The sequence below is a fragment of the Legionella sainthelensi genome (genome assembly GCF_900637685.1).
Classification (GTDB): Bacteria; Pseudomonadota; Gammaproteobacteria; order Legionellales; family Legionellaceae; genus Legionella; species Legionella sainthelensi.
On sequence record NZ_LR134388.1, the window covers coordinates 1683391 to 1703828 of the forward strand.

Below are 20438 nucleotides of genomic sequence, written 5' to 3' on the forward strand. Positions count from 1 at the left end.
CAACAAGAATACTATGTACTTAAATTAGAACCTATTCATTTTTCAGAATTTGATTTATAAATAGAGAAAATAAGTGGACGTTCACCGCTCTTGTAATGAGGCGTCTAAGTTATACACATTTTCTGTGGATAAGTCTGTTTATATTCTGTCAAACTTTTATGATAATTAAATCAAACCAACAGACCCTAATAAAATAAGAGAAACATAGGAATGAGAGTATCGCTCTCCATGGTATAATCAAATCCACATAGAGCACGCGATATATTACGAAAAAAGCCTTACTCACAATCGATTTTTTTCTTAACTCACCCTAATTGCAAAAGGAACATATACATCTTGATTATTAATTCGAAATTGCGCAAATAACTTCACAAAGCCTGTTTTTTTAAGCCCAATATGAAACATTAGCTCAGCGCCACCGCGATCGAATTCCGTAGTAGGTTCTTTTCCCATCGGATGGATATGAAGAATCGATGAATGATCCCCACTAAAACCAACAACATGAGCGAATGCTCCCATTACAGGCTCTAGCTTCTTGTATGGTTTGCCATTCTTTGTAACAGTAATGGTTGCCATAACTTCCCGTCCAGCTTTAGGTTCACTGTTTAGTTTTAAAGTAAATTCATAAGGAGCCATTGCAGTGTTTAATACTACTTTTTCTTTAATCAAAGGATGCGGGGAAAAAGAGCCTAAATCAGTGACTAAAAACTCCTGTTTATTCGTTTGGAGAGGAGTAATATCCACCCACATTTGATAAGAGCTAGTCTTTTTTGGGGTAAAACTAAATACAAAATCTTGCTTTTTATTATCTATCACCGGATGAATATGATGATAATCACTAAGAGAGGGATCAATGATTAATACATGAATTTTCTTAGTATGTACTTCTTTTAACTCATCAAATGTAAGCACCTTATTGTTTTTTAGCACTTGAAATCTGAGGGTTACTGGTTTATTAGCAGTGAGTATTTTGGGCTCTTTTTCAAGAAAAATCCTAATGCTACTGTTGTTCGCTTCATTTTTTACTGGGTATTGGTGGGCATGATCGTGTTGCCCTTGAGCGTATGCTAGGGCTCCGACAAACATAAGTGCCAAATAGAATAGAACATATAAATACCGCATGCATTTACTCCTGATATGTTAACGGATGAATCTAATGTATTAATATTGCTTTAAGGAAATAGAGAGATGGCTTCAATACATGTACCACATTGCCATTGCCATTCCAATCATCATCAAATTTTCGGTAAGTGAAATAAATCCTAATGGAACATTACTATCGCCTCCGACACAAGCACATTTTAATTCGCGTTTCTCAATATATACTGCCTTAAATACAGAAATGGCGCCTATTGTTCCTATAAACAGAGCAACTGGAATTGAAATCCACCTAAAGCCCCCTGCGATCATTAGAATCCCCGCTAATGCTTCCGCAAAAGGATAAATGTAGCTGTAGGGGACCCATCTCTTGGCTAAGAGGTCATAATTCAGAAACATGGTTGAAAATCCTTCGACATTCTGTAGCTTTAAAAGCGCAAGAACGCTCATACTAAAGGAAATAAACCAACTTAAAGTCTGAGTGGTAAACACGATACCAGTGGATGCATAGCTTGCAGCAAGTGCCATAAGTGCAGTCACAGAAAAAGAACAATGACTGGGCGATAACTTTTTTCCTTGGGATCCTGCACTTTTTTTCCAAAATAGCGGCGTAAATCGTCATAACCACCTATCCGTTTTCCGTTGATAAAGGTTTGAGGTGTAGTTTTCACGTTATGTTCTTCTTTAAATGCATCAACTTGTTCACGACTGGTTAGCCATTTATCTTCGATAATATAACCTTGGCGTTGCAATAAATCTTTGGTTTTAAGGCCATAAGGACATATATGATTTGGTATTACCATGCGATATAGAGTTGCTTTTTTATCTGCTGTATTACTCATTGGAGTACTCCATTGATTCATAGCCTATAAATAATATAGAGTATGTACTATAGTACGGAGTCAAGTAATGAATGATAAAACAATTAGTGAATTTGCTAGATCATGCGGGGTTGGTGTAGAAACGATACGTTATTACCAACGACAAGGAATTCTTAATACCCCATCGCTTGCAAAAGAGTTTCACTCCGGAAAAGTCAGACGTTATGGTGAGCATGATATCCGACGTTTACAGTTTATTCTTTCAGCAAAAAAAGCCGGGTTTACTCTAAAGGAAATAAAAGAATTATTAGAGCTCGATGCAATGAATGATCGTGAGCGAGTGAGATGCATCGCTCAAAACCGCATTACAAAACTGGATGCCCAAATTGCTGAACTCACAAAAGCTCGAGAGTCTCTTTACCGTTTAATTAACGAGTGTAAAAAAACTGATTCGGCTCTATGTCCCATTCTAGTTGCATTTGAAGAAAAATAGAGTTTGTTGTTAATTTGACTATTAAGGTTTTGGAGCGGATCAATGCTAAAGCTCAACCACATACAAATGCAATACATGAAAAAACGAAGCCATCACTTTTATTTAGATATTTAGTTTTTCAGGAGGTATAGAAATAAATAAAAAAATAGTTCAAGTCAAGACTGTTTTTTTAGTTTTTGTTTGTTAAAATAGCCACGCTTTAATCCTTTTCAAATATCCGGTTCTGTGGATATTTATTTAACCCAATAAGTGCACTCAAGTATAAATCTTTCTAAGATCCTTGTCTTATCTAGGCTTATTGTTATTTTAAATCAAATTATCTTCACTAAGTTATGCACATTTTCTGTGGATAAGTCTGTTTATATACTGTCAAATTACTTGGCGTAATTGAAATAGAAAGTGATGAGCTTTTATTGTCTAACAGTTGAAGTCTGCCAAATTTTAAAGAAATTGGCGCTCTAGAAATTAACCACAAGGAATTAACTCATATATTCTTCATTTTTGCCCCATACAAAAGTTGTTCTTTGCATGCGAGTTAAGTAGTCCGGAATTAATATTTACTTAACATCCTCATTTTATACTCAAGAAATCTAGATTTATTTTGGATTAATTATGCCTTTCACTCTTACTTTATTAGGTACTGATACCCAATTTACGCCAGAGCACTTGGAAAATGCATATGAGAAAGCAGAAACATTAAGTTACATTTCTACGCTAATTAACAAAGAATCGACAATGCCTACGGATGATGTGATTCGCTTTAGAAACCAAGACGTAGCTGTGATTGATGGTCCCAGTACTTTGTGTTCAGAGGTTGGCGATAGAATTGCACGGGGAGTTGCTGCAGTACTGGAGGCAATAAGCAGAGGAGAAACTCATATCAATATCATTGATCATAGCCGAGGCGCTTTTGAGTCGATATTGGTTGCTCATGAGTTAGAACGTCTACAAAATCTAATAAAAGAAAAGCGATTAGACAGTTTTAGTCCCGAAATTTTAAATAGTGTATGTAAGTATACGAAAACGGCGATGTCTCGGTCTCATAAAGGTGTTTTTGAGAATTTAAAATGGGATGAAATCATTGAACATATAGATGATGTAAAAATATCTATGTTGAATATTGATCCTGTCCCTGGAGGAAATTATGTAGGAGTTACTCATGTTCTTTCACTCGCATGGAGAGATCCTCGTTTTTATGAGGTGCCAAAAATTGTTAAAGAATACGAACAGGTTGTTTATGAAAATGAGCGTACCCGTTGTTTTAAACCAATCGTACCTAAATGTTTTTCTCCAGAAACTAAATTTAAACTACAAAGTTTACCAGGGCATCATGGAACAGGTTCTGGAAATCTTTTGGCTCAACAAAGAGGTAATAATCCATCTGAAAAATCAACGGCTCATGTACAAGAACTTGCTTTGGTTAAACTTATTGATTTCTTAAAACGAAATGGAGTAAACATTACTCCCCGCGCGCAGAAAGATGATCCGTTTGCTGAATTAATGTCTGCGCTCTTTGAAAAGAGTTTCTTTCTTGGGGAAAACGATTAAAAGATTTGTATTTTAAATTGTACAATCAGATTATCGAAAATAGGGAGGCTTACTTAAATTACAATAAAACTTCCTATGCAGTACTTGGGCAAGAACAAGCGCTACTCAAATTAATATGGAATGTTACTGATCAGCGGATCGTGCACTATTTAGCACATAATGATACTTTTTTAGATGCAATTATTCCACCTGTTCCAGGTGGATATTTCCTCAATTACGAGCATGCGCGCATGCATTTAAATCATGAGTTAGGTTTATCAGATGATATGCCCCTTAGTGAGACTTTAGATATTGCTACACAACGTTTGGTCAAAATTTGTGAACACACAAAGAAGTTGCAAGGGTTGAAAGATTCGAAACAAAACGAGCCAAAAGTAGTACTTCAGGACATAAGTGAATCCATCATGGTTGATAAAATTGCTCATGCTGTCGATTCTAAAGAGGGGTTTGATTTACTTCTACAAGGTATAACTACTCTTATTGAAGAGGTAAGACAATCCTATTTACAAAATAAATTAATAAATCCCGAAGAACAATTAGCTGTTTACGAAGCAGTTCAAAGAACATTTTCTGCGTTTTCAAGTTTTATTCAAAACGATCCCCATAATGAATTAGTCACAAAAATTTTTGAGCAATTAAAATCTGATTTAGAGTCCACTTTGACCATGAAGCGCAATATTCTAAAAGGTCAATACCAGGAGCTGGCCAATAAATTAAAAGAAAAACGATTTATTAACGAGTTAGATGGTAAAATTCAGAAGATTATTGATAACCTCGAAGAGAAGAGGGCAGAGGGAAATACCTTCGAAAACGAATTATTAATAGAAAAATTAAAAAGATTTCTATCAAGATCCAAACAACTTCAGGAAAAGAATCCACTGTCTTATGAGGTGAAACAATTTTTGACTCAAGAATTTTCAGAATTATCCAAACTTGAGTTTTCCAGTGAATTAGCTGTAAATAGCCGTGAGTGGTCTTGCTTAGTAGTCGAGGAAGCGGTGGATGAAAATCTCACTTATTTATTACCCCATATTATTCAAGAAGTTATTTCATGTTCCAATGAACTCGATAAATTTAGAAAAGCGCTTCCGGATTTCAAAGTACTTGAGAGTACCCTTAATTACGAACAATTTGAAACAGAGTTGGAAGAATATAAATCGCGGGTCATTTATCTAGTAGCTCAATACATTTATCACCATAAGATACCTTTACAAAATGTTAAAGGAATATTTGGAGATGAAAATCAAGATCTGTTCCAACAAATTGAAGGACTAGCTACAGGAATGGGGGGAGGTAATCCTTTAACGTTAACTATTCAAGAAAAATTACATATGATTGACGAGTTATCTTTAACTAACGAACAACAAGCAAATCAGATATCGCTGTTGACGCAAGATAGGCAACAACAAGCTGAGTTGATTAGCACGTTGCAACTTGAGGTTAAAGATAAAGCAGAACTGATTAACAAATTAGAGCTTAACGTTGAAGAGCAAGCAAAACTGATTGTCTTGTTGACTGATGAAAAGGACCAGCAACTGCAATTAGTCAACTCCTTAACCTCTACCAATGAAGAGCAAGACAAGTTAATTGGCGAATTAGATAGAGTAAATACTTTGCTTGAGGAAGAAAATCCTAATCTTCGGAGCAACATAGCTCATCTCCATCAACAATTGAACCTATTAAAAGCAAAACAAAGCGCAACAGCTACAATTGATGATGAGCGTGAGCTTGATCTTCAAATCATTATTAAAAGAGAGCTCACTCCATTAACTAAAGATTATTTAGCTCATTTAGCTAAAGAAATAAAAAAATATGTGGATCCCTCTTTGGATATTAATGACTTTCCTAATCTTGTTAACAATGTAAGAAAAATTCAAAGCTGGCCAGAAAACGAATTTACTCAGATTCTAAAGCAGAAATTTGATAAGGTTAGCGAGTTGTATGACATCCTTGAAACAAAGAACAAGCCCAGTATCAAAGTGGGTCAATTCTATAATCAATTAAATGAAGGAGAACGACTCATCCAGGCACATCGAGATCCTGCCTGGAAAAGATATACAATGATCGCTTTAAGTATACTGGTGACTGGTATTCTTCCTGGCCTAGGTGTTCTTGCTTATTCTGCTATAACCGGGAATACACCAAAATTTTGGCAGTCTTCGGGACATACATTCTTTCAAAGGGCTAAAAAATTGGAAAATACTGTGAATAGTCCTGATCCAAAAGATGTCCCTGTTAAAGGATTTTAGTAGAAAATGCTAAGGGCATGAAGCATGTACATACCGATCGTGGAATAGAGAAGGCAATCCAGCACAAATACAAATTCCTTCTGCTGGCAAACGGCTACATATTGCATTTTGTACCTTAAAGAAACAGCAAAGTGCTGCAGTCGCTTATAGCCCATTATTTTCAAGTGGGAATATCTGAATCTTGAGTATAAATAGCAATGTCGTATTTACGACATTAAGGCTCATTTAACATTAGTCTCAATTGGTTAACATATAGACTGAAAAAATTAAATTTAAACATTAGGGGAAAATTATGTTTACCAAATTACCCCGAATTTTAAGTAGAGCATCTGTTCGCCCTTATGCCACTAAAGCGAATAGCAATTCTTCTAATCCAATGATGGATAATCCTAAGTGGCTGGAAAACCAAACTAAAGCCGCAGTACTTGAGGGTATTCAATAGAGCCTGTTACAACAAGAGCTTGATACATATAATAAGGTATAAAAGCAGATTGAGTCTCAAACTTCTGTGCAATCTCAAGAAAAGAAAACTGTGACTGTGCCAAAAAGGATGAGTTAAAAAAAAGCGGGCATAAGAGAAGCACTTGAAGAGGCTAAAGAAGAAATTGCAAAAGAAGCAGGTGAGCAAAATTTTATAAAACACATTAAGGATCAATTCTTTTCAATGTTTAATGCAGAGGGATATGAAAAAGAAAAAGTGAAATCTTTTTTAAATAAGTAAAACAAGGACTCATCAGTTGTTAAAGAAGTAGATAAATGGATAAGCATTAATGTTGCGATAGACGAAACTGAAGGAAAAGTAGCCAAAATTGGCAAAGAATATGATGACATACAAAATGCCCAGAAAAGCTTGAACAAAAGTTAGATATAGTTGGAGAGCAAGTAGTGCACATTGGGGAAAAACTTGAGGGCAAGCAATCCCAATGAAACAATAAATTGGGTTATTTGTTCTTTAAGCAATTAAAACAAGAAACTGAAGAAACTCCTGCTACTAAATCCCGATTTGAAATATAAAACTCCATTTTTGACAAGGCTTCCAAAGCGAAGCCTCTTTATTTTTTTTATAATCATGTATCTTAATTTAGAGACTTTTTAATAAGGCATCAAACATGTTGGACAAAAATAACGCAAATATGTTTTCACTAAAAGATAAGTTCAAGTATTTAGACCAAAATATTAGAATACAGAGAGATAAGAAGCTCGAAAATGAGTTGTTGTTCTTCAGCACTTTATCAAAACAAATGAGAGAGAATCCCTCCAAAGAAGCTTTAGAAGTATTACAATAAGCCGATGAAAAAATAAATGAAATGACACGATTAAGCCCAACTTCTGTTTAGGTAAATCGGTTGCCAGGGAGGGCTTTCGATATGTTCGAAACGATTAAAACACCTTAAAGGAACTAATTTGAATAACCCAAATAGACAGTTTCATTTTTCATGTAAACCAATCCCTCAGTTAAATTACATCGTTGATACAGCAGATTTTAGGACTTACGCACTCTTTTGTGTAAAAATAAATACAAATTGTTCTATAATTATTTAAAATATTAGGAAATATGCGTCAATGAATGCTGTATCCACAATGAAATCCTATACCAGTTATTTATTTAATTGTTATCAGGATATTTTCATAAATACCCCAATAGACTTTTGGGGTTACTTATATTTCGATTTTCAAGGACGTTATTTACAACTGATTTCGGAAAACTCAATTATAACGGATATTTTGTCAAAAGAATTATTCATTGAGCAGAATTTGTGCAAAAAAAATTACCAACATGATTGTTTTTATGTATGCAATGTTGATAGTGATAATATCATTGCCTCAGGAATAAAAGACTGTCTACTTAATCGTGATTATACCTATTTTGTTGATATTATTCGTCAAGACACACATCGAGTGGAAATGGTAACTTTCGCCTCATCCCACAGTCCTAATGACACAAATAATTTTATTTTTAATAATATTGATTTCTTAAATATGATTGCTGCCAATCTGTCGAATAGAGTTAGAAGGTTACACACAAAAGATAATTATTTAATTCTTCCAAAAGAATGCATTATTCGGATGAATGAACAAATTTGTAAGGGCTCTGAAACAAAGAAGGACAATCTAAAAGATCTGATTTTAAAATCCTCTCATCAGAATATGGTTGAACTTATCAAAGATGAAGTTTTCGATTATAACCAGCTGCCGTTTACTTTTTTAGCAGCTAAAGATTTGACTCATAGAGAAAAAGAAATGATATATTTGTATTTCAATGATTTTAGTCTACAGCGTATTGCTTCCATTTTGGAAATATCCAAACGTACCGTAGAAAGGCATTTCGAAAGCATAAAAAAGAAGCTAAATTGTGACACGTTAGGTCAAGTAATTCCAACTTTAATTAAATACGACCATGCGTTAAAAAAAATAATAAGTAAATAGGTAACGTCCCTGAAGTTTTTTACACGCTATTGTCTCTTAAGATGTTCACGGATTTTTTGAATTTACTTCGATCTATTCTCTCCCGTACTAAGATTGTGAGGAAGGTCCAACCCGGGTAACACCGGATACATAGGTAACAGTTAATCTAATTTTATTCTCTATGAAGGAGAGTGAGATGTCTTGAAAAAAGACGGCTCCTATGAGAGCAAGAATAAAGTTATCTCAAGGGTCTGTTGACAATTACCCGCCACCTTTCTGTGACTCGTCAATTGTCAATAGACTCTAATTACATGAAAAATGCTCCAGTACGATAAATCTCACGTGTTTTCCATGGCTCCAATGTAATGAACCATTCCACCCACTGAGTTGGCATTTAATAGTAACCAGCTTAGTATTCAAATTGACTGTTTGACTGTTTGACTGTTTGACTGTTTGACTGTTTGACTGTTTGAAACTGGATGGGAGATTCAAAATGAACCAGGTGATATCAGCATTAGTCGTTATTGCATTGAGCAAAAACTAATGGTTGATGAATGGATTGAGTTAGAAATGTCGTCACGCAAGTCAACCCATTACGTCGCATCGATGAGTTACTAGACAGATTGTCACCTGATAATGTTGTTATTGCTTCTGAATTATCAAGGCTTGGTCGATCAATTAAAGTACCACTGAATACTATAGAAACAATTGTCCAGGATAAATTATCTAGACTCATACTTATCAAGCAAAATTGGATTTAAACTCCAATGCCAAAATAACGTGGCAAACAAAGTACGCATTACTATTTTTTCAATGCTTGCTGAATTAGAACGAGATTTTATTTCTGAGCGAACAAAAAAGGGGGTGCGTGCACGCGCCGCCAAAGGCATCAAGCTTGGTAAACCCAAAGGGGTAATACAAGATTCAATGTATGATCAAGACAGAGAAAAAATTTTTCATCTTTATCAGTTAGGCGTACCCATCCAAAAAATTATTGCAACATATTTAGGTTATGGAAAATATCTATCACTTAAAGCGTTAATTAACAAATTAAAGGAGGCATTATGAGTCTACATAATAGCTCCAATCTATTGCTTTTTTGAGAAAATTAATCATCATCGCGAAAGCATTATTTTTGAACGGCTTGCCAAGCCTCACATGCAAGAATTTTGGGATAATAGCAGGAGGATAAAGAAGAAGATATTATTAATTTTATTAATGGACGAATTACCCCATCCAACTATTTCAAGGCCGGGGGGGGGCAGGTAATGCTCATTTCCTTACTTAAAAAATGATTGGATCGATTGCATGCCTTGTGGTTTAATTTTGCACAGTTATACCTAAGAGTGAGCCAATACCTGCACTTACAAGCATTGCTATTGTTCCCCATATCACAACACGCAATGCTCCTGATACTATTCGAGCTCCGCCAACCTTTGCTGCGACTGCTCCGAGTAATGCCAAAAATAGAACAGCCATTATTGATACTGATGGAACAAGGTAGATTCTAGGAACAATAAAAATCATTAATAGTGGTAATAATGAGCCAAGTGTAAAACTACAGGCTGAAAAAAGCGCTGCCTGAAGTGGACGAGCACTAGTTACTTCAGTAATACCAAGCTCATCGCGAGCATGAGTTCCTAATGCATCTTTAGCCATCAATTGTTTTACAACTTCTTTAGCAAAATCACGCTCCAATCCACGATTAATATAAATAGCGGTTAACTCTTCAACTTCATTGGGTAAACTCTCTGCAAGTTCTGCCTTTTCACGTCGTAAGGCAGATTTTTCTGTATCCGCTTGAGAGCTTACTGATATATATTCACCTGCAGCCATAGACATGGCGCCAGCAATTAATCCTGCAATCCCAGCTACAAATATTCCACTATAAGGTGTATGAGCAGCAGCAACACCAATCAATAAGCTCGCAGTAGAGATAATACCGTCATTTGCACCCAATACGGCAGCTCGTAACCAGCCAATTCGCTCAATTCGATGATATTCTTTATGTTGCATTTATATCAGAACTCCTACACTAAATAAATCTGCGTCAATTTATTACAGAGTCACTCTTGTGGTGTATCAGATTTCTGTTTATATGCCGCATTTTCAGGGATATCTGTAGCCGAATAAACACTAATTATTTTGAATGGTTTCTTTACATTGAGATTAATAAAATTATGAGGAATCCCTTGAGGGATAAAAATCATATCACCTGCTGTAACAGTTGATTTTTTGCCATTGAGGACAGATTTAGCCTGACCTTCAACAACAAAGATAACTTGATCAAATTGATGTGTTTCGATCCCTATCTCATTGTTGGGGTTGGTCTTAGGAGTGATATTCATGAAAACAACCTGCGCATCTTTACCTGTCACCAGTGCTAACTTCCAGTTTTCATTCTTTTTTGCCATTTCAAAAACCTTTGGGGAAATGACTGCATTTATTTTATTATTAATTGCTGTTTCTTTAGATCCTGCGAATAACGATGGTGAGATAAAACCTGATACTAATAATGTAGATATAAAGGCTATTTTTATTCCGCTTAGTCTCATATATGCTCTCCATAATTTAAATTAGCTACTTTCAATATATCAATTTATATGCTTGTTTAATACTGATATATATCTTAACCTAGAAAAATTGCTAAGGATTAAATAAACCGGTTGGAAAGGAACTGTCATGGAGAACAATAAAAATTGGCATTATGACACTATCACTAGATTGCTTCATTGGGTGATAGCGTTCCTTTTGATAGGATTAATTAGTATAGGTTGGTATATGATGTCCATTGAAGATCAGCCTTATAGTGGTTGGTATTTTAACCTTCATAAATCATTTGGCCTTATCGCTGCCATGCTGATTTTTTTTAGATTGATATGGCGGTTTACTCATAAACCCGCTCCGCTTCCATCGAGTGTTCCACATTGGCAAGCAATATTATCAAGAGCAATTCATTTGTTGCTTTATTTATGCATGCTCATAATGCCAATTACTGGCTTTATCGGGGCTTCATATAGCAAGCATGGTGTTATTTTTTTTGGAGTAGAATTACCAAGTTGGGTTAATAAAAGTCATGCTATATCAGAACAGTTTTTCGAAGTGCATGAGGTAGTTGCATGGACTTTAGTTGTATTAATCGCACTTCATATTCTTGCTGCAATGAAACATCTTGTTATTAACAAAGACAAAGTTTTTCAGCGTATGTGGTTATAAGAATACAACATAGAATGTCTCAGGAATAAAAAGGGCTCCGTTGCAAGTGCTCACTGGCCATGGTGCAGCTATTGATACAACAACGCCTGGCGGAAAATTAGTATTTGGTATTTTTGCGACTCTCGCCGAATTTGAACGAGAAATGATTAAAGAACGAACGATTGCAGGCATGCAAGCTGCAAGAGCACGTGGCCGAAAAGGCGGGCGTCCTTATAAAATGACAGCTGCAAAACTTCGTCTAGTCATGGCTGCTATGGGAAAAACCGAAACTAAAATTGGCAGCTTATGTGAAGAGCTTGGGATTACAAAGCAAACACTATATAGACACGTATCGCCCAATGGTGAACTGCGCGATGATGGAAAAAATTGCTTAGCAATATTTGATTGTAGGGAAAATAGTCTCAAAAAAATCTAATTGAGCTAAATATAGATGATTGGTTCATAATGAATGCTAAATTTGTGTGGGGTTTGAATTCGGAGCACTAGACCTAATAAATTTATAATATAAAAGCAATTTTTCTAACCCTGTTTTTAAATCAGTAAAGTATATGTTTGTTAAAATCGATTTTAAATGGGATATATCGGGTTGTCTTCTTGCATGGTCATTTGGTCGAGCTGGGAGAATCGCAGGATTAAATGATTTTTTTTCAAGATGATGAATCATTTTGGCCAGTTCTAAAATGGATATTTCCTTATCGCTGCCTAAATTAACTACGCCTGATATTTTTTTTCCACTAATTCTCTTATTGCCCATGTTGCATCTTTAATATAACAAAAACTACGTGTGTTGCTGCCATTACCAATGATTGTGAATTTGTCTTCATACAATATACGATGAATGAATTCAGGGATAACCTGTCCATATTTAGTTCCGATCATTCGTTCACCATACAAATTAAATACTCGAAGTATTAAATAGGAGAGGTTATTCTGTTTTGAAAATAAGCGTATATAAAAATCTCCTATAGCTTTGGAAGCCGCATAAGAATCGCGATCATCCATTGTGAGATGAATTGGATGTTTTTCATGAGTTGGAATGATTAATGGATCGCCATATACCTCAGCGCTGGATGTATAGATAATGTAGTTGACACAAGTACTTTAATGGCTGAGAGTAAATTTTGCGTGATTCTTATGTTTTGATCGAGCACAAATAATGGCCTGTCATCATAACCCTTATCTGCAATAGTATGTTCTGCAGCAGGTAACTTTTCGATAAATTCTGGTGCCACTTTGCAATCATGCACTTCGCCACCTGTTATTTCAAAATCAATAGGTAATCCGTGAGCATCAACGGCCATATGAATCTTCGTTGTATTTCCAGCAGCCGACTTACCAATGCCTTGTTCTTCCTTATTAGGCGCGCCAGCACTATGTTGATGAGCTTTGACAATACTGCCATCAATAAACTCCCATTCTAAATCGGGCTCTTGCACAAGCGTTTTAAAAATTTGAATTAACTTTTTTGAGATGACCATCGATTAAATTGTTGATAAATTCAATTCCAGCATCCAAAATCTATCGGTAGGTCACGCCAAGGACACCCAACCCGCATGCGATATAACATTGCCTCAACTATCCTACGAAGCTTGGGCTTGTCATAAATTCTGTGCTGTAGCATGCTCTCCCTCAGCTTTGACCAACGCTCGTCATTGAGCATAAGTCTAAGCATTGCAAACTCGTTTTATACTTGGTATCTGAGCCGTTATATTATGAGTTTGCTTCCATTAATCAATCAATTAGGTTGTTCAGCTTTTAATTTGACCATCTACTGGATGCCGCGGACAAGCCGCGGCACGTAGGCGGCAGGTGAATTGTCAACAGACCCTAATTTAACATAAAATATAATTCTTAAGTGTGCTTTGGTTAATTTTTAATGATAGTTAATAGGTAAAACTAACTCTGTTAAAACCTGTTTTGCAACACGGCTCTTGAAGCCTTGGCTCCGATTAGGAAATAGAGTGCGAATTTACATCAGGGCGCAAACTTGGCTTGAACGCCGAATATACGACAGCAACTATTATCTATAACTTTCTGAAAAAATTAGCTTGCAAGAAGGGATGGTTCATATACGTTGCAAAAAAATGACCTATCGAATTGGCAGTTGAATAAATCCGATTCAATAAGATTTTTATTGAATTTGATTGACACTGCCAATTGTCTCATCACTTATTTTATTCACATAGCGCACATTAAAAGCTCAGGGGTTTTAGGCTACTTAGGCTAGGTATTGCTTCAGATATATCTAGACCGAAATGCTGAAATAGTTCCTTTCTGTTTTCAAAAAATTGATTTCCTACGACTCCAAGATTTGGATTTCGATTAAAACCTAAAACTTGGCCATCTTGGAAGAGAGTGATTTCTCTCGGTTGACCATTGCAATTTCTACCAAAAATTGTAAATGAATGATCTTTATTTTGACGAATCCCATCAGCATAATTATTCCCTTGAGGATCTATAATAACATAGGGCTTAGAGGTCACCATCACAGGAGTTTCTTTTGCTGCTAAAACAGGCACTTCACGCACATGACTTCCATAAATTTTTGCACAATGATCCCGGAGCTTTTTAGGAATTGAATCAGCCAACATCGTTAACACTTCGCTTATTACACGAGGATCCTGGATTTTTGTAAACGGTTTCGTGCTTTTATTCAAAACAGTTAGAGGCTGCTCCCATGTGTCATCAAGCTCGACTTGGTAAGATACAGTAGCAATAGCATATTTGCCGCTGTACTTAGATGTCCCTTGTTCAATACCATTCTTCCCCCCCACGATGTAAGACCAATATCCACCTACACCAGGACCTGTACCTGGAGCATAGTCACAAAACCTTGCAGAGCGCACATAGGCAAGCATAACCGCTTTTAATTGTTCTCCAGGAGACAAGTCGTCAGCGGAGCGTATTTCTTCTTTTACACTTGATGCTTTACCAACAGATGTTACTGAAGTATAGATAACCTCTGCGCATTGAGATAATAGAATGGATTTAATTGCACCGATCGCTTTAAAGCATTCGTTAGCTTCTTCGATACTTAATGGTGGTTTCACAGAGGATGTTGATATTTTATCAGGATGATACTGAATGGCTGTTAAGTGATAAGCAGTAGTTATTTGTTCTCTCGTGGGCGAAGGATTATTGTTAAGTCCTAATATCTTATAATAATTGCCATTAAACGGAGCGGATTGAAAGCGTTCGGGTAGTTTAAGTGTTGGCATACAATCTCTTTATTGTGAATTAATGTATAGTCAGATAGTTGCGCTAGTATAAATCACATGAACAACACAGTAAAGACAATAAAAGAACATTTGGTGTAATAAAAAAAGATCTTGTTCGAAATTTGATTCAATCAATAGTTCTAAAAAACGCGTTTGAATCCTATACCGATTTGAGTATGAAAAAATTGAAGCGCTTTATGGGAATCACATGATTTGTAGTAGTTCCAACTTGATCTGACAGTTACCGGTTTTTAAGAAGTGTCTGTCAGGTCAAATTTAGTTTATAAATTTTTCCATCCAGAATTGTTTACTCTCTATCAAAGTTTGCATTGGGGTACGTCCACAACACATTTTACCCTGATGAGTACGTTGATTATTATAGTAATCCATCCATTCGTCCAGATCTTTTTGCAATTCATCGATTGATTCGTAAATTTTCTTTCGGAATGTTACTTGATAAAACTCCTGTAAAATCGTTTTATGAAAACGTTCACAAATCCCATTTGTTTGAGGTGAATTTGCTTTTGTCTTTGTATGGTCAATGTTATTAATTGCCAAATAAAGCTGATAATCATGCTGTTCTTCTACCTTGCCACAATATTCAGTACCCCTATCTGTTAAAATACGCAGTATAGGTAAATCGTGTTGTTCGAAGAAGGGTAAAACCTTATCGTTCAGTAAATCTGCTGAAGTAATTGGCGTTTTAGTCGTATAAAGCTTGGCAAATGCCACTTTACTATAGGTATCAACAAAAGTTTGCTGATAAATGCGACCGACTCCTTTAAGCGTACCCACATAAAAAGTATCTTGCGAGCCGAGGTAACCAGGATGTGCTGTTTCGATTTCACCACATGCCTCATCATCAAATTTCTTTTTCTCCAAAGCTACGACCTGCGCTTCCGTCAATATAATTCCTTCAGAAGCTACTTTAGCCTCTAATGCTTTTAAGCGGTCTTTAAAATTGGCAAGCTCATATCGCAGCCAAATGCTACGAACTCCACTTGGAGAAACAAAAATACCCTGTTTACGAAGCTCATTGCTCGTACGAAGCTGACCATGGGCTGGAAATGCGATCGCATACTCCCTTACCGAGAGTTCAATTGCTTCTTCTACTCTATTTTTTAGATTAGGTTTTCTTCGGCTTTGATCGAATAAAGCATCAACTCCTCCCGATTCTACTGCCGACTTATAGCGATAAAATGTATCTCTGGATAAGCCCATTACTTTACATGCCTTAGATACATTCCCTAATTCTTCAGCAAGGTTTAATAAGCCAACTTTATGTTTAATAATTTTAACTGTATTATCTATCATGAGAGTTTTCCTTTTGGTTTTGTTTCAAGTTCGCACTTCTATCAAAACCGGAAACTCTCTCTTTTTCAAGTACTTGTGTCAGATTAAGTCGAAACTAATTCACATGATTAAATCAATAGTTTTAGACCCCTGTACAATAATACTAAACTTTAAATTGGCTGTCTTTGGGTTTAGGGGTTTGCTCCTCCTTAAATTTATGTAATTCACTTTTCACCAGTTTGCTTTGTGTCATTTTTAAGTGATCCACAAAGCTTTGTATTTTTCGAACATATTCTGTATCTTTTTTATGTGTTTTATGGGCTAAGTATTCTTCGGCAGATTTAATTGCCTGCTTCGGATTTGTTTTACTTAATTCTTCAAGTTTCTGCGCTACCTTAAATATAGGAACAGCAACACTTTCGAACCCCATATCAGACAATACTTCCCACATTGGTTTTTTCTTTGAGGACACTTTAGGCTCAACAGACTCTTGCTCGACAGATACATCAGAATGGGTGGTTTCGCTCTCCAATTTTTTGGTGTAGTTTATCTTATAACCTAACTTAAGCAATGGCTCAAAGTATTCTTCTGGGGTTATTGGTGGTTGTGAATACAGGTCCAACTCATAATATTCATCATTCTCAAGCTTACCTAACTCAACGTTCATGTTGCATTTTTTTAACCATAAATTCAATTGAGACGAATCAATTACATTGATGCTTTTTGAACCTGAACTAATCGTACAGAAAAGATCAGACTCACCTTCTATATCACTATTATTGTCATACATGAGAATAGATACATTATCTGTATCCTCCTTAAACTTAGAAAAGGCTTCTTTCAAACTATTTGGTGCGTCTTTGTGGGATTTTAATAACGCACTTGCATTGGTAAAGCGCTCTGCTTGCTGACCTCTCGAATAGGCTCGGTGAAATGCCGTTTCAGTATCAGTAGAAACCGCACACACCACAACTTCTTTTCTCTTATTAATTGCATCTTCAAATCGATCGAGCCTAATGCTAACGGCATCATCTACTTCGTCAACAGCCAATCCATACTGAGTGGTAAGTTCATCACATACCTCTAACTCTCTTTCTTTTATCAAACGTGCTTCATCGCCGGCAAGGTAAAAATATTGTTTCGGATCGACCTTTTTATCAAATACAATGGTACATAACCTATCCGTGTTGTGATGTGACATATCTTTCCATTGAACATGATGCTCTTCTTCTATTCCCGTAGCTACCTTTATAAGAGATGAGGTCTTACCCGAAGCAGAGCCTCCCGTTGTAAATAAAAAAATACTTTCGTCGACAGGTTTTGTAGGTAGAAATTCCCAGTCATGTTTTTTTAAAATTTCTGGTAACTTCTCGTTCATAAATTTTGCTGCAAGCTCTCTCGCTTTTCTCGTATAAAGGGTGGCGAGCGTTCTTTGAAAACAGGCCGCATTTTGTTCTTCGGTCAACTCTTCATTGCGATTCGCTTTTATAGCCTCTTTTAAAAATTGCTCTGCAATTTTTTGTCCCTCAAAATCTAATTTTAATGCCTTGTAATTGCCCTCCTTGATGGGAGCTAGTAGTTCGCATAACTCGTCATACTCCTTATTAATTGCTTCTATTATTAGTTCATAATCTTCATTTTCAACAACGTCTTGTCTTGCTATCTTGATCATTTGTTGAAAAATTTCCTCTCCTTTCGCTGGAGAGTCTTCTTGTACTACAAGTCCTTGCATTCTCGCTACAAGCTCATGAAAAATGAGTCGTTCCGGCTTTAACGCAACAAGATGTCTAAATTCTACTTTGGCATGCTGATAAGTACGCCAAGTGTCTTTAAGTACATTCCAAGGCGTCATGGAGTGCTCAAGGATAGTAAAAGGATACTTTATATCTTTTTGTGAGTCCTCTAAAACCGTACTTGAACGGTTTTCCTCTGCGAAAGAATTATTTACTGAGATAGGTAGGGTTACTTTCTCTTTCTCTATCTTTTTCTTCATGGTTGCGCACAAGTTGGTCACTATAATTAAATATTAATGTAATATAGCATTCATTTCAAACAAACTAGTTAAAAATAAGTCAGATTCTTCTTTCTTGTGAGAAAATAACCAAGGAATGATGGTGTTGAATACTAAAGGATTGAAACATCGGTGTTATAGTTTATTGAATAGCACTAGCCTATTGAAATGGTGCGATTCCACGCGAAAGCATATCGCTAAATTTTGATCTCAAAATCGCGTGGAATATCAAATTGAGCACAAATTTAGGATGCCAAGATAATACTAAACTTTAAATTGGCTATCTTTGTCATGTTTCGGGTTTTGTTCCTCTTTAAATTTATGTAATTCATTTTTCACTTGTTTAAGTTGCTCCATTTTTAAATGATCCACAAAGCTTTGGATTTTTCGAACATATTCTGTATTTTTTTTATGTGTTTTATGAGCTAAGTATTCTTCGCCAGATTTAATTGCCTGCTTCGGGTTTTTTTTACTTAATTCTTCAAGTTGATGGGCTACCCTAAATATAGGGACAGCAACACTTTCGAACCCCAGATCAGACAGTATTTGCCACATTGGTTTTTTCTTGGTAGATACTTTAGGTTCAACAGATTCTTTCAGGACAGACTTTTCTTTAAACTTTTCTTTGTGCACCATCTCTATGGAAGGCGTTTCTTCCTGCACAATTTTTATAGATGACTTGGTTTCGCGTCCAACAGTTGAAGTCATATCATCTAGGAGATCTTCGACTAAACTTGTCGCAGCACCGGAGTGAAAAAGAGTCCCTGCATCCAGTGGTTCTTTAAATCCGGTCTCTTTCTCCCTAATTTCTACGGCCTCAGGCAGCACATGCTGAAGATCTTGACCAACATAGAGCATTGTCCCGTGCAGTACCTCCAGGGCACTGTGGTATCCACAACCTATTAAAAATGCACATGTTCCTCCTGCTCGGGCTGAGGAAAAAAAGTCTGTTTCCTTATCAGGGTTACCTGTATATGCACAATCCAGCCCTCGGCCTGCAAGTATATCCCAAGTCCAAAGAATCTCGGATGGTGATGCTGACATATGTCCTGCCAAAGGCTCTTGAATCGTTTCCACCCGTTTTACATGCAGTCGAGCGGATGACCATTTCGTTGGTACGAGATGTCCTTCTTTCTCAAATCGGCCAAGCAACTCATCTACATCTTTACCGCAGTCGTGTATTCCCGTCCTTGGTAGACTCTCTTCCTCAACACGCCTTCTTTCTTGGCTTTTTGTTGGGCCAACAATCTCTCCACCACCAAATTTTCTAGCACGCTTTGTTGATTGATCAACCAATTGTCTATATTCACTACTCTTGCCTTCGAGTTGGAGCGCATAATCACTGAATGACTCTTTAAGTCGAGTATGCACTTCTTTAGTTCGCACAGTTCCTGTGGCAGGGGCACTGTGAGTCGTAAACGCGCCCACATCGCCAAGAAGGGCAATTGTTACCGCGCGTGAGTGTCCAAGTTCCGGGCCTTTATGACCATCTTCAACGCCTAAGAGATGGCCTTCTAACGTATGTAGGCAGAGCTTAGCTAGCTTTTTAGGATCCTCTACAACACCCTTATTTTCAATTACCTCGAGAAAGAAATCTTGAGGATCCAAACCTTCTGGGCCAAGCAGACGAGCACATAAGCCGATTACAAGCATGTCACCATCTTCTTGTGTTTTAAGGAAATCTAAGTATCCCATCAATCCTTTGGCAGCTAGAGCTAGTTCATCTCTTAGTTCTTTCGAAGGCCAATATAGGGTTGCGCGAGCTGAGAGAGTTTGCTTTATCGCGAGGGTTAGGGTCTCGCTGTCTTCGTTGCTGCTAGATATGGATGGGTCTACGTGTTCTCCAACACGATCCCGTGGAGGAGAGCGTCTTGGTGAACGCTTGCTTGGTAAAATTTCTGACTTATCTTTCATAGCATTTTTCTCCTCAGATATATCTTTAGGCTTTTATAGAAGTTATCAGTAAGCTTCATTAACTCCGAGTTCTACAGGCAGCTCTCCGGGACACATCTGTTTTTGTATAGCCAGGATGCCGGTGCAGATCATTTAGGCTTACTGGTATACACAAGGGCTTGATATAAATTC

Annotated in this window: 18 protein-coding genes and 3 pseudogenes; 8 read left to right on the top strand and 13 right to left on the bottom strand. The window is 36.6% G+C overall.

Features of this window, described 5'->3' with window-relative positions; genetic code table 11:
- Positions 1–300: 300 nt before the first annotated feature.
- Positions 301–1122 carry a hypothetical protein gene (locus EL220_RS07425; protein ID WP_027270072.1) on the bottom strand — a complete coding sequence of 274 codons (822 nt, stop codon included), beginning with the start codon at positions 1120–1122 and terminating at the stop codon, positions 301–303.
- 72 nt (positions 1123–1194) lie between these two features.
- Positions 1195–1940, bottom strand: a pseudogene (locus EL220_RS19645) (MauE/DoxX family redox-associated membrane protein).
- Positions 1941–2007: 67 nt separating this feature from the next.
- On the opposite strand from EL220_RS19645, the gene EL220_RS07435 reads away from it, so the two are divergent.
- The 4 genes from EL220_RS07435 to EL220_RS18160 all read left to right on the top strand — a co-directional run bounded on the left by EL220_RS07435 (position 2008) and on the right by EL220_RS18160 (position 6651).
- Entirely contained in the window at positions 2008–2412 is a 405-nt protein-coding gene (locus EL220_RS07435; RefSeq protein ID WP_027270070.1) for a MerR family transcriptional regulator, read from the top strand.
- Between the two features lie 612 nt (positions 2413–3024).
- Complete coding sequence (locus EL220_RS18785) at positions 3025–3960, top strand: hypothetical protein (protein WP_232002690.1); 936 nt, start codon at positions 3025–3027, stop codon at positions 3958–3960.
- A gap of 5 nt (positions 3961–3965) precedes the next feature.
- Entirely contained in the window at positions 3966–6209 is a 2244-nt protein-coding gene (locus tag EL220_RS07440) for a hypothetical protein (protein ID WP_232002691.1), read from the top strand.
- A 292-nt stretch (positions 6210–6501) separates the two neighbouring features.
- Positions 6502–6651: a hypothetical protein gene (locus EL220_RS18160; RefSeq protein WP_155833960.1), complete on the top strand. Its 150-nt coding sequence runs from the start codon at positions 6502–6504 to the stop codon at positions 6649–6651.
- Positions 6652–6860: 209 nt separating this feature from the next.
- On the opposite strand, the gene EL220_RS07445 is transcribed toward EL220_RS18160, so the two are convergent.
- On the bottom strand, positions 6861–7040 hold the full coding sequence (locus EL220_RS07445) for a hypothetical protein (protein WP_027270069.1): 180 nt from the start codon (positions 7038–7040) through the stop codon (positions 6861–6863).
- A 732-nt stretch (positions 7041–7772) separates the two neighbouring features.
- On the opposite strand from EL220_RS07445, the gene EL220_RS07450 reads away from it, so the two are divergent.
- Positions 7773–8636: a helix-turn-helix transcriptional regulator gene (locus EL220_RS07450; RefSeq protein WP_027270068.1), complete on the top strand. Its 864-nt coding sequence runs from the start codon at positions 7773–7775 to the stop codon at positions 8634–8636.
- A 493-nt stretch (positions 8637–9129) separates the two neighbouring features.
- On the opposite strand, the gene EL220_RS18325 is transcribed toward EL220_RS07450, so the two are convergent.
- Positions 9130–9351 carry a hypothetical protein gene (locus tag EL220_RS18325; protein WP_197720978.1) on the bottom strand — a complete coding sequence of 74 codons (222 nt, stop codon included), beginning with the start codon at positions 9349–9351 and terminating at the stop codon, positions 9130–9132.
- Positions 9352–9395: 44 nt separating this feature from the next.
- Here EL220_RS18325 and EL220_RS18330 point away from each other — a divergent pair, with 44 nt between their 5' ends.
- Positions 9396–9683 (top strand): recombinase family protein, encoded by a 288-nt coding sequence (locus EL220_RS18330; RefSeq protein ID WP_197720979.1) that lies wholly within the window; start codon positions 9396–9398, stop codon positions 9681–9683.
- A gap of 252 nt (positions 9684–9935) precedes the next feature.
- Here the strand turns inward: EL220_RS18330 and EL220_RS07460 are convergent, their stop codons facing one another.
- Together EL220_RS07460 and EL220_RS07465 are read right to left on the bottom strand one after the other, a co-directional pair.
- Positions 9936–10631 carry a VIT1/CCC1 transporter family protein gene (locus EL220_RS07460; protein WP_027270066.1) on the bottom strand — a complete coding sequence of 232 codons (696 nt, stop codon included), beginning with the start codon at positions 10629–10631 and terminating at the stop codon, positions 9936–9938.
- A gap of 50 nt (positions 10632–10681) precedes the next feature.
- Positions 10682–11029, bottom strand: a complete 348-nt coding sequence (locus EL220_RS07465) for a cupin domain-containing protein (protein ID WP_232002692.1) — start codon at positions 11027–11029, stop codon at positions 10682–10684.
- Between the two features lie 268 nt (positions 11030–11297).
- On the opposite strand from EL220_RS07465, the gene EL220_RS07470 reads away from it, so the two are divergent.
- Positions 11298–11831, top strand: a complete 534-nt coding sequence (locus tag EL220_RS07470; protein ID WP_027270064.1) for a cytochrome b — start codon at positions 11298–11300, stop codon at positions 11829–11831.
- Positions 11832–11877: 46 nt separating this feature from the next.
- A complete protein-coding gene (locus EL220_RS07475) occupies positions 11878–12246 on the top strand; it encodes a recombinase family protein (protein ID WP_462138149.1) in 369 nt (122 codons plus the stop codon).
- A 36-nt stretch (positions 12247–12282) separates the two neighbouring features.
- Here the strand turns inward: EL220_RS07475 and EL220_RS18165 are convergent, their stop codons facing one another.
- The 7 genes and pseudogenes from EL220_RS18165 to EL220_RS07505 all read right to left on the bottom strand — a co-directional run bounded on the left by EL220_RS18165 (position 12283) and on the right by EL220_RS07505 (position 20267).
- A complete protein-coding gene (locus tag EL220_RS18165) occupies positions 12283–12585 on the bottom strand; it encodes a Rossmann-fold NAD(P)-binding domain-containing protein (protein ID WP_155833959.1) in 303 nt (100 codons plus the stop codon).
- Positions 12543–12914, bottom strand: coding sequence for an NAD-dependent epimerase/dehydratase family protein (locus EL220_RS07480; RefSeq protein WP_081779042.1), 372 nt, complete (start codon positions 12912–12914; stop codon positions 12543–12545). Before EL220_RS07480 ends, EL220_RS18165 begins: the two co-directional genes overlap by 43 nt.
- A gap of 77 nt (positions 12915–12991) precedes the next feature.
- A pseudogene (locus tag EL220_RS07485) lies at positions 12992–13503 on the bottom strand (IS5 family transposase); the annotation flags it as partial.
- A 520-nt stretch (positions 13504–14023) separates the two neighbouring features.
- Positions 14024–15049, bottom strand: a complete 1026-nt coding sequence (locus EL220_RS07490; RefSeq protein ID WP_027272411.1) for a DnaJ domain-containing protein — start codon at positions 15047–15049, stop codon at positions 14024–14026.
- Positions 15050–15300: 251 nt separating this feature from the next.
- Positions 15301–16363, bottom strand: a pseudogene (locus tag EL220_RS07495) (IS481 family transposase).
- A gap of 142 nt (positions 16364–16505) precedes the next feature.
- On the bottom strand, positions 16506–18335 hold the full coding sequence (locus EL220_RS07500; RefSeq protein ID WP_027271985.1) for a hypothetical protein: 1830 nt from the start codon (positions 18333–18335) through the stop codon (positions 16506–16508).
- Positions 18336–18617: 282 nt separating this feature from the next.
- The gene (locus EL220_RS07505) at positions 18618–20267 is read right to left on the bottom strand and encodes a hypothetical protein (RefSeq protein WP_027271984.1); all 1650 of its coding nucleotides are present in this window, start codon (positions 20265–20267) and stop codon (positions 18618–18620) included.
- Positions 20268–20438: the final 171 nt, after the last annotated feature.

Excerpts from the sequence above, each read along its gene's own strand:
- EL220_RS07470 (WP_027270064.1), top strand. The coding sequence starts at position 11,298 with ATGGAGAACAATAAAAATTGGCATTATGACACTATCACTAGATTGCTT.
- EL220_RS07465 (WP_232002692.1), bottom strand. The coding sequence starts at position 11,029 with ATGGCAAAAAAGAATGAAAACTGGAAGTTAGCACTGGTGACAGGTAAA.
- EL220_RS07460 (WP_027270066.1), bottom strand. The coding sequence starts at position 10,631 with ATGCAACATAAAGAATATCATCGAATTGAGCGAATTGGCTGGTTACGA.
- EL220_RS18160 (WP_155833960.1), top strand. The coding sequence starts at position 6,502 with ATGTTTACCAAATTACCCCGAATTTTAAGTAGAGCATCTGTTCGCCCT.
- EL220_RS18785 (WP_232002690.1), top strand. The coding sequence starts at position 3,025 with ATGCCTTTCACTCTTACTTTATTAGGTACTGATACCCAATTTACGCCA.
- EL220_RS07490 (WP_027272411.1), bottom strand. The coding sequence starts at position 15,049 with ATGCCAACACTTAAACTACCCGAACGCTTTCAATCCGCTCCGTTTAAT.
- EL220_RS07435 (WP_027270070.1), top strand. The coding sequence starts at position 2,008 with ATGAATGATAAAACAATTAGTGAATTTGCTAGATCATGCGGGGTTGGT.
- EL220_RS07500 (WP_027271985.1), bottom strand. The coding sequence starts at position 18,335 with ATGAAGAAAAAGATAGAGAAAGAGAAAGTAACCCTACCTATCTCAGTA.
- EL220_RS07425 (WP_027270072.1), bottom strand. The coding sequence starts at position 1,122 with ATGCGGTATTTATATGTTCTATTCTATTTGGCACTTATGTTTGTCGGA.
- EL220_RS07450 (WP_027270068.1), top strand. The coding sequence starts at position 7,773 with ATGAATGCTGTATCCACAATGAAATCCTATACCAGTTATTTATTTAAT.
- EL220_RS07505 (WP_027271984.1), bottom strand. The coding sequence starts at position 20,267 with ATGAAAGATAAGTCAGAAATTTTACCAAGCAAGCGTTCACCAAGACGC.
- EL220_RS07445 (WP_027270069.1), bottom strand. The coding sequence starts at position 7,040 with ATGTCATCATATTCTTTGCCAATTTTGGCTACTTTTCCTTCAGTTTCG.
- EL220_RS18325 (WP_197720978.1), bottom strand. The coding sequence starts at position 9,351 with ATGAGTCTAGATAATTTATCCTGGACAATTGTTTCTATAGTATTCAGT.
- EL220_RS18165 (WP_155833959.1), bottom strand. The coding sequence starts at position 12,585 with ATGGGCAATAAGAGAATTAGTGGAAAAAAAATATCAGGCGTAGTTAAT.